This is a genomic window from Moheibacter sp., from assembly GCF_049672845.1.
Taxonomy (GTDB): Bacteria; Bacteroidota; Bacteroidia; order Flavobacteriales; family Weeksellaceae; genus Moheibacter.
Genome location: NZ_JBATWT010000022.1, coordinates 1 through 7,828, shown reverse-complemented (window position 1 = coordinate 7,828; position 7,828 = coordinate 1). Strand labels below are relative to the sequence as shown.

The 7,828-nt window shown below is 34.1% G+C and carries 12 protein-coding genes and 1 pseudogene; 2 read left to right on the top strand and 11 right to left on the bottom strand.

Going from position 1 to position 7,828, the window contains the following annotated elements; all coding sequences use genetic code 11:
• The first annotated feature begins 298 nt into the window (after window positions 1-298).
• Window positions 299-1,093, top strand: coding sequence for an XRE family transcriptional regulator (locus WBF63_RS07650; RefSeq protein WP_424369121.1), 795 nt, complete (start codon window positions 299-301; stop codon window positions 1,091-1,093).
• 689 nt (window positions 1,094-1,782) lie between these two features.
• Here WBF63_RS07650 and WBF63_RS07645 read toward each other — a convergent pair.
• The 4 genes from WBF63_RS07645 to WBF63_RS07630 all read right to left on the bottom strand — a co-directional run bounded on the left by WBF63_RS07645 (window position 1,783) and on the right by WBF63_RS07630 (window position 3,043).
• Window positions 1,783-1,974, bottom strand: coding sequence for a cold-shock protein (locus tag WBF63_RS07645; RefSeq protein WP_424369120.1), 192 nt, complete (start codon window positions 1,972-1,974; stop codon window positions 1,783-1,785).
• Between the two features lie 21 nt (window positions 1,975-1,995).
• The gene (locus WBF63_RS07640) at window positions 1,996-2,430 is read right to left on the bottom strand and encodes a cold-shock protein (protein WP_424369119.1); all 435 of its coding nucleotides are present in this window, start codon (window positions 2,428-2,430) and stop codon (window positions 1,996-1,998) included.
• Window positions 2,431-2,435: 5 nt separating this feature from the next.
• Window positions 2,436-2,684, bottom strand: coding sequence for a hypothetical protein (locus WBF63_RS07635; RefSeq protein WP_424369118.1), 249 nt, complete (start codon window positions 2,682-2,684; stop codon window positions 2,436-2,438).
• A 116-nt stretch (window positions 2,685-2,800) separates the two neighbouring features.
• Window positions 2,801-3,043, bottom strand: coding sequence for an RNA recognition motif domain-containing protein (locus tag WBF63_RS07630; RefSeq protein WP_424369117.1), 243 nt, complete (start codon window positions 3,041-3,043; stop codon window positions 2,801-2,803).
• Window positions 3,044-3,342: 299 nt separating this feature from the next.
• Between WBF63_RS07630 and WBF63_RS07625 the strand changes: the two genes are divergently transcribed.
• The gene (locus WBF63_RS07625) at window positions 3,343-4,077 is read left to right on the top strand and encodes a fatty acid desaturase (protein ID WP_424369116.1); all 735 of its coding nucleotides are present in this window, start codon (window positions 3,343-3,345) and stop codon (window positions 4,075-4,077) included.
• Window positions 4,078-4,140: 63 nt separating this feature from the next.
• Here the strand turns inward: WBF63_RS07625 and WBF63_RS07620 are convergent, their stop codons facing one another.
• The 7 genes and pseudogenes from WBF63_RS07620 to WBF63_RS07590 all read right to left on the bottom strand — a co-directional run.
• Window positions 4,141-4,341, bottom strand: a complete 201-nt coding sequence (locus WBF63_RS07620) for a hypothetical protein (RefSeq protein ID WP_424369115.1) — start codon at window positions 4,339-4,341, stop codon at window positions 4,141-4,143.
• Window positions 4,342-4,416: 75 nt separating this feature from the next.
• The gene (locus WBF63_RS07615; protein WP_424369114.1) at window positions 4,417-5,499 is read right to left on the bottom strand and encodes a calcium:proton antiporter; all 1,083 of its coding nucleotides are present in this window, start codon (window positions 5,497-5,499) and stop codon (window positions 4,417-4,419) included.
• A gap of 250 nt (window positions 5,500-5,749) precedes the next feature.
• The gene (locus WBF63_RS07610; RefSeq protein WP_424369113.1) at window positions 5,750-6,088 is read right to left on the bottom strand and encodes a cupin domain-containing protein; all 339 of its coding nucleotides are present in this window, start codon (window positions 6,086-6,088) and stop codon (window positions 5,750-5,752) included.
• A 127-nt stretch (window positions 6,089-6,215) separates the two neighbouring features.
• On the bottom strand, window positions 6,216-6,470 hold the full coding sequence (locus tag WBF63_RS07605; RefSeq protein ID WP_424369112.1) for a hypothetical protein: 255 nt from the start codon (window positions 6,468-6,470) through the stop codon (window positions 6,216-6,218).
• A 95-nt stretch (window positions 6,471-6,565) separates the two neighbouring features.
• Window positions 6,566-7,105 (bottom strand): helix-turn-helix domain-containing protein, encoded by a 540-nt coding sequence (locus WBF63_RS07600; RefSeq protein ID WP_424369111.1) that lies wholly within the window; start codon window positions 7,103-7,105, stop codon window positions 6,566-6,568.
• Window positions 7,106-7,201: 96 nt separating this feature from the next.
• Window positions 7,202-7,603 (bottom strand): helix-turn-helix domain-containing protein, encoded by a 402-nt coding sequence (locus WBF63_RS07595; protein ID WP_424369110.1) that lies wholly within the window; start codon window positions 7,601-7,603, stop codon window positions 7,202-7,204.
• 64 nt (window positions 7,604-7,667) lie between these two features.
• Window positions 7,668-7,828: pseudogene (locus WBF63_RS07590) on the bottom strand (IS3 family transposase); the annotation flags it as partial.

Below are 7,828 nucleotides of genomic sequence, written 5' to 3'. Positions count from 1 at the left end.
GCTGTAAAAATCCTGCGCGTATTCTTGCGAATGTCTTTTACAAATGTTTCTGTACTTTTTTTCTTCGGTGTTCCCATAATTAAAGCTAATTCTTTTTTTGAAAACACTCCTTAAGTTTTTATATTATGATGTCCACTTTTTGCTGACGATTTACAGGCTGCTGTTGTGAAGCCGTTCAACGCTCACAAAAAAAGAATCCAAATCACAATGCACAATATGCCGTTCCATATTAAAAAAATCAGTATTTTTGACTATAATTTAGTCAATGTTATGACTGTAATTTAAACAATAAGAAAGGATGAAAACAAATATTTTTTTCGGAAGCAATGTTAAATTTCTGCGGACAAGACAAAAACTGACACAGGAACAGCTTGCTCAAAATCTCTCGATGACACGTTCCAAGCTGAATTGCATCGAAACGGGGCAAACCAAATCTCCTTCCATTGAAGATATGTTAAAGTTTTCGGCTCACTTCAAAATGACTTTGGATACGCTGGTGAAAATTGACTTGTCAAAATTGGGAGAATTAAAACTTCGCGAATTGGAAGCCGGAAACGATATTTACATCAAAGGCGGGAATCTGAGGGTTCTCGCCATTACGGTGAATAAAGACAATCATGAAAATGTAGAATACGTTCCCGTAAAAGCAAAAGCCGGCTACCAATCCGGTTACAGTGACCCTGAGTTTATAGCATCTCTTCCCAGATATTCTGTGCCCAACTTACCGAAACAAGGAACCTTCAGGATTTTTCCCACCGAAGGGGATTCCATGCTTCCTGTTCCCGAAAACAGTGACATAACCGGAGAATACATCGAAGACTGGCAGAGCATAAAACCGAAAACACCTTGCATCGTCATTTTGAAAAATAACCAGGATTTTGTTTTTAAGATGGTGACTTTTCACAAGGACGGAAAATTTCTTTTAGAATCCATGAATCGGGTTTATGATCCTTATACGGTGGATGCGGGTGATATATTGGAAATCTGGAAATTTCATTCGTTTTCCAGTAAGGAAATTCCGGAAACCGTTTCGGATTTATCCGTGGTTTTAAAAGAAATAAGGTCTTTGAGATCGGAAATAAATAACGAATAGAAAACCATAATTTTTCTGTAGAACAGGCCGAAGATACTTCTCCGACAAGGGAATGACAGCTTTCAAAGTTGGGGAAAACGACCCCGCCATTATTCTAAGCAATATGCAAAATGCACGACCAGCGATTTGGTTTACGGATGAGGATGTTCGAAAAATTTACGATCACTTTCAGAAGAAAGACATGGTTTTTATGAGTGAACCTTGCGATAATAAACTGAGGTTGACAGACTATTCTAAAGAGGGAAAATGATTTTACGTGGATTCCGTTAAAAAAAAAGCAAAAGAGTTTAATTCCTTACGGTTTCTGTAAGCAACTAGTTTTTGTCATTTTCCTTTTTGGACGATTAATCAGTTGTTTTTAATAGTTCTCTATTCATTACTGTCTTTGATATGTATTGACGATAGGTGGAATTATCAATAGCTCCTGCTTCTCTGAGAAAAATAAGTCCTTTCTTTTAAGCATCGCTCAAATCAAATGTGCAGAAGAAAGAAAGATATATAAAATAAGTATAGAAAAAGCGTTGGACTCAACTTATTCACAAACGCATATGGATAGGAGTGCTCATGCCATTCATCTGTCTTACTTGAAAAGTACCAGTTTTCGATTCGATTCTGTAGCAATTGCTTCTGATAAAAAAAGCCTCTCAATGTAATTGAGAGGCTTAAAATTAAAATAGAATAGGTAACTGTTAAACTCTGTTTACATTTACTGCATTTATTCCTTTTTGTCCGGACTCAGTATCAAAAGATACTTTATCATTTTCAGAAATTCTTTGTTGAAGTGCTGTTGAGTGTACGAAAATATCTTTTCCTCCATCTTCGGGAGTTATAAATCCGAATCCTTTTATTTCATTAAAAAATTTTACGGTTCCTTTTTGCATTGCATTTGTATTTAATTGTTATTATATATTTTTAAGATTAATAGCATTGTCACCTCTCGGTGTTTTTTTCTTATCGAAGGTCACTTTATCCCTTAATTTTACAGGCTGTAACACATCGTTATTATGGAAAAAGATATTGCTCTTTGTTTCATCATCTGTTACAAATCCATAACCCTTTTCACTGAAAAAGGTAATAATTCCCGTGTTGGTTGTAGGTTCAACATCTATTATGGGTTTTGCTCCCAAAAGGATATTTTCAAGGCTGATTTCCTTTTTATTCTTTTTATCCGGTGGGGTTGAGGTTAGAGTACCGTTCTCATCTACATAGGCAAACATACTTTCAAGCGCCTGCCCTTTGTTGTTATTGGTTTTTCGCTCTTCTCTCCTTAGCGTTTTGTCTTGTTTTTTCTTGGCTTTTTTCTTAGCATTTTCTTTTTTGAAAAAAGAATCTCCCATATTTATTATATTAAATTATTACCGTTCACTTCATGAATTTCAAGGAATTGATTCATAAAATTTATATTGTTCAGTTCATTGACTGCATTTCTTCCTTCCCTATTTTCTCTCATAGTCACAAACCCATATCCCAAAGGTTTTCCTGAACGCTCCGCACATATCTCAACTTTCAGAACTCTACCGAATTTCAGAAATAATTTATGAAGTATGTTTTCAGAGGCATTCATATTAAGATTTTTAATAAATATTCTCATAATTGGAATTTTTTAAATCGAAAATGGTGTTGTTTCCTATGGAAAACCCCTCTCTATTTTTATAAGAGGGCGGGAGCTTTTAATAGCTGCCAGTAGAGTTTCTTTTTGGTCGCACCTCACGAAGGTCTTGCCTCAGAAACATTAATGGTTTTTCCCAAAAATAAAGTACCGTTTAAAGAGACTATTGCTTTTTGGGCAGCAGATAATTCTTTCATTTCTACAAATCCGAATCCTCGTGATTCTTCTGTAATTTTATCTATAACTATTTTGGCTGATATGACATCACCGTGTTCAGAAAAAAGTTTATTTAGCTGAAAATTTGTAGCCGAACGGCTGATGTTTGATACAAAAATGTTCATGGTACATAAAATATTTGGTTCTCATTAAATCTAAAGCAACCAAAAAAAAGATGAACATTTTGTGATTTCGATAAATACTAAGGCAAAGGTACGTCTTTAATTTAGATAACTAACAAATTATATTTCAATAATTTATAATTAAATAGATTAATTCTTTGAATAATGCTAATTAACTTCTTATGCCGTATATAATTTGGTTAGGTATAATAAAAAGCCTTACCTTGTCACAAGTATTCCACAAGCCGCATTAAAATTAGAAATGTTGTTTCTGTCGTATGTCAATAAAACAACATTCAATTATGGCTATTATTATTTTTCTGATTCTTCATTGGTATCTATCCTTGTTCTTTCAATCTGTTTTTCATCATCGCTACGCTGCACACAATATGTTTACGATGAATAAATTTTGGGAAAGGGTTTTTTATATAGGTTGTTTTCTTACTCAGGGCTCATCTTACATAAGTGCATATGCTTATGGTCTCATGCACCGCTTACATCATGTACACACGGATAAAGCGGAAGACCCACATTCTCCACATAATGACCCAAACCCTTTTTTGATGATGTGGGTAACAAGAAATAATTATATCGATATTCATTTGGGCAAAACAATAATCGAAAACAAATACAAAAAGAACTTACCCGAATGGGAATCCTTTGATAAAATAGCGCATAATTGGTCGGTACGCATCATTTGGATTATTGTATATATTTTGATTTATGCATGGCTGGCAACGGCTTGGTGGCAGTGGCTGTTTTTACCCATTACAATAATTATGGGTTCATTTCAGGGGATGGCTATAAATTGGTGGGCACATAAATTTGGATATGAAAATTTTAAAATGAGGAATACTTCCAAAAATATCTTGCCTTTTGATTTTGTTTTTTGGGGAGAGGCTTATCATAATAACCACCATAAACACCCAACAACCCCTAATAATGCCATAAAATGGTTTGAATGGGATATGGGTTTTCAATCCATGCGATTTCTACACTTTTTAAGGATTATTCAACTAAAACGACTAACTACTTAACATATAGAAAATTCATCTGCAAAAGCCTTGGGCATTTACATCGGTAATCAGTAAATGATACTTTTAATTAATATAATCTTTCTCTCTCAAAAAAATGATTCGTTTTTCCAAATTATAAATATCTGCAATACAATCTTCCCTGTTCTTAAAACCTTTACTTGAAGCCCCTACTATAGTGGCAGCAACAGTAATTGACCATCTCCACTCATCTGTGGGATCTTGATAAACCAACAAGGTTGGTCTGAAAAAAGTAGTTATACTCATATTTTAATATTAAATTATTAATCTTCGTTACTAAATTCCGGTTATCATTTATTTTGCCCACCTTCTTGTAAATTATTAAGGAAAGACAGTAGTAAATAAATAGACAAAGAAAATCATCAATAGAACAATGCCTTGTAAAATATTGGTACGCCCTGTTGCTAATGACAGGATGATGATAAACTGTGCAAGTAAAAGTAATGTCATAGCTTTTAAGTCAATCCCAAGCGTTATTCTTACGCCCGTTGCAATGGATACAATAGCTACTGCCGGTATAGTTAGGCCAATGCTGGCAAGTGCTGAGCCTAATGCAAGATTGAGACTGGTTTGTAATTGATTTTTCTTGGCTGCACGATATGCTGCATATCCCTCAGGAAGTAAAACCACCCCCGCAATAATAACCCCTACGACAGCTTTGGGAGCTCCTATTTTTAATACTGTTTTTTCAATGTCTGGGGCAAGGGATTTTGCAAGGAGCACAACAATTCCAAGACAAAGGAATAGAAATAAAGTGCTGATGAGAGTTACTTTAATAGTAGGCTTCTCAGGCAAAATAACTTCATTTTCTTTCGCTTTCGGGGATAAAAAATAAGCTCTGTGCCTGATAGATTGAATCATTATAAAAGTTATATATAAGATGAAACAAACCAATGCAATAAAAATAAGTTGTGTGGAATTATATTCAGGTTGTTTGACACTTGTGGTATAATTGGGTAAAATAAGAGCAAAAGCAAGTATAGCTGTAAGTGTAATCAATGCGGTACTGACTCCCTGAAGCGTAAAGGTTTGTTCTTTGTATTTAGTAGCGCCCACCAAAATACATAACCCAATGATTCCTGTAAGAATTATCATTACCGCTGCAAAGACGGTATCACGTGCAAGGGTCTTTGTTTCCAATTCACCTCCTGTCAGCATTAACGACACAATCAGTGCTACTTCAATAATTGTAATTGCCAGAGCAAGCAAAAAAGAACCGAGAGGTTCTCCAACACGGTAAGCAATCACTTCTGCATGGTGCACAGCCGCAAGTACACTACCTATTAAAAGAAAGGAAAATACGATAGGAGGAATTACACCAACCACTGAAATACTGAAATAAGCTATCCATGCCAAAATGGGAATCAAGATAGTCCATAGCAACAGATACAATTTTTCTTTCATAAAACAGCTTTATATATTTGACTTAACTCAAGTATCAATTTTTTAAATATTTGGAAGGGATTTCAAATGTTTTCAATTGCATTTTGATAGAAGACATATATTGTTTCAGTTCATGAGCCGTAATCTGCCTACTGGTATAAATAAAAACCAAAGGCGTTTCCATCAGAAGAATATACAATTCAGGACATTTTTTTGAATTCTTATTTTGGTAGTAAGAATATCATCCATCAAACTTTGTATTTTATTATTTTTATTCATAGCCGCTTTTGATTACAGTTAAAATCATTTTGAAACGCACATTTGCCTTTACGAGATTAGGCTTATGAGCCGGCATTATAATCGCTTGTCCTGTTTGGAGCAGGAATGATGTGCCATCTATGATAATTTCCGCATTTCCCTCAATGATTTGGGCAAATGTGTCAAACGGAGAAATTTTTTCAGTAAGCCCTTCTCCCATTTCAAATGACATGACGCTTATGACTCCTGTAGATTTCTTCAAAATGGTTTTGACAACAATGGCGTTAGGGATATATTCTACAAGCTCTACCATAATGTATGGTTTTGACTTTTCTAATTCATGGTCATTCATGATTATTTATAATTTTGGAAGTTATTCAAACAAAAAAAGGAGAGGAATTCTTTCCTGTCCTTTTCCGCATTCTGAAGTAATAGTAGAGATAGAGATAAAAAATAAAGGTTTAGTTGATTAAAAATATTTAGTCTTTTTCAGACTGTTCTTTATCAGAACGCTTATTTTCAGACTGTCCTTTGTTGATAATATTCATAACCTCTTCAGGCTTTTTGTTAAGTTTGGTCGCTACTCTTTCAAGCAATTCTTTTTCTTTACCTGTTTCAAATTTCAAATCTGAATCGGTAAGCTGCGAAAATTTTTCTTTCAATCCTTTTGACTGTTCATCCCAATTTCCTGTAATCTTAAAAACGTCATTGTTTCTGTTTGGTGTTGTGTCCATATTATTTGGATTTGTTGTAACAGAATTGTTACATGACAAAGGTGATTATAATTAGATAGGCTATGTTACACATTTGTATAGTAGACTTACACATATCACAGATTTTCTAAATTTCCTTTGCGTTTCTGCTTCATTTGCTTGTAAAAAGAGGGTGAAAGTCCTGTGATTTTTTTAAATTGATTAGACAAGTGTGCTACACTGCTGTAGTTTAGCTTATACGATATTTCCGTAAGGTTTAGCTCATCATATAAAAGCAATTCTTTTACACGTTCTATTTTATGCATAATGATGAATTGCTGGATAGTAATTCCTTTTACTTCCGAAAAGGTATTGGCTAGATAAGTGTAATCATAACCCAATTTATGACTTATATAATCAGAATAATTCTCTTTGGGCAATTCCTCAGAATAATGAATCATTTCTGTTATAACATTCTTTATCTTCTCAATCAGGATGCTCTTTTTATCATCCAATAATTCCAAACCCGATTTTAGTAAATTTTCTTTTAGTAGCTGACGTTGATTTTCCGTTATATCTTCAAGCACCTCAGCTACGCCTAAATCTACTATTATATATTTTAATCCGAGTCTTTTTAACTCTTCCTGCACCATCATCTTACAACGAAGACTAACCATGTATTTTATATACAATTTCACACAATAATATCAGTTTTTGTAAGATATGAAATTTACGTCAATATTTATGAATTCTGTATTATTATTGAGGCTATTTTATGTAGAAGGTTTGGTATTATTTGGCGTATTACAACGACAGGTCTCCTTTTTCAGTTCGGCTATAAAATAGGTCGGGGAAATGCCGGTACGGCTTTTAAAAGCATTCGTAAAACGCTGTGTACTGCTGAAGCCTGCTTCTTCGGAAAGCGCATAATTGGTATAATTCCGGTGCATTTTATTCTCCTTTAGTAATACTACGATATAATCGATTTTCAGGTCATTGATATAATCAGAGAATTTCTTTTGACGGTAACGGTGGATGATCATTGAGAGGTATTTGGTATTGGAATTGAAAGCCGCAGCCAGTTTGAACAGTGTCCAGTCTTTTTCCAGGAATCTTTTGCTTTTTTCAAATTTTTCCAGTTGTGCCCGAATAGATTCAATTGATCCCGCATTCATGTTAGGTGTACGTCTTCAAACTAACTTGGACAGATTCAATTAAATCCTTAAGGAGGATTTCGGATTATAAATTTATTAATTTTTGTTGATTATACAATTGTCTTCTTTTTTTGATAGAATGCTCTTTTATTTGCTTTCTTTTTTCTAAAATCTGCTCAGATCTTCCAAAATAGACATCGGCTGGAGTCAAGTTGTTTAATGACTCGTGGTAACGATTTGTATTGT

What these genes read in the sequence shown, in the direction of transcription:
- WBF63_RS07650 (WP_424369121.1), top strand. Translation starts at nt 299, where the DNA reads ATGAAAACAAATATTTTTTTCGGAAGCAATGTTAAATTTCTGCGGACA.
- WBF63_RS07645 (WP_424369120.1), bottom strand. Translation starts at nt 1,974, where the DNA reads ATGCAAAAAGGAACCGTAAAATTTTTTAATGAAATAAAAGGATTCGGA.
- WBF63_RS07640 (WP_424369119.1), bottom strand. Translation starts at nt 2,430, where the DNA reads ATGGGAGATTCTTTTTTCAAAAAAGAAAATGCTAAGAAAAAAGCCAAG.
- WBF63_RS07635 (WP_424369118.1), bottom strand. Translation starts at nt 2,684, where the DNA reads ATGAGAATATTTATTAAAAATCTTAATATGAATGCCTCTGAAAACATA.
- WBF63_RS07630 (WP_424369117.1), bottom strand. Translation starts at nt 3,043, where the DNA reads ATGAACATTTTTGTATCAAACATCAGCCGTTCGGCTACAAATTTTCAG.
- WBF63_RS07625 (WP_424369116.1), top strand. Translation starts at nt 3,343, where the DNA reads ATGGCTATTATTATTTTTCTGATTCTTCATTGGTATCTATCCTTGTTC.
- WBF63_RS07620 (WP_424369115.1), bottom strand. Translation starts at nt 4,341, where the DNA reads ATGAGTATAACTACTTTTTTCAGACCAACCTTGTTGGTTTATCAAGAT.
- WBF63_RS07615 (WP_424369114.1), bottom strand. Translation starts at nt 5,499, where the DNA reads ATGAAAGAAAAATTGTATCTGTTGCTATGGACTATCTTGATTCCCATT.
- WBF63_RS07610 (WP_424369113.1), bottom strand. Translation starts at nt 6,088, where the DNA reads ATGAATGACCATGAATTAGAAAAGTCAAAACCATACATTATGGTAGAG.
- WBF63_RS07605 (WP_424369112.1), bottom strand. Translation starts at nt 6,470, where the DNA reads ATGGACACAACACCAAACAGAAACAATGACGTTTTTAAGATTACAGGA.
- WBF63_RS07600 (WP_424369111.1), bottom strand. Translation starts at nt 7,105, where the DNA reads ATGGTTAGTCTTCGTTGTAAGATGATGGTGCAGGAAGAGTTAAAAAGA.
- WBF63_RS07595 (WP_424369110.1), bottom strand. Translation starts at nt 7,603, where the DNA reads ATGAATGCGGGATCAATTGAATCTATTCGGGCACAACTGGAAAAATTT.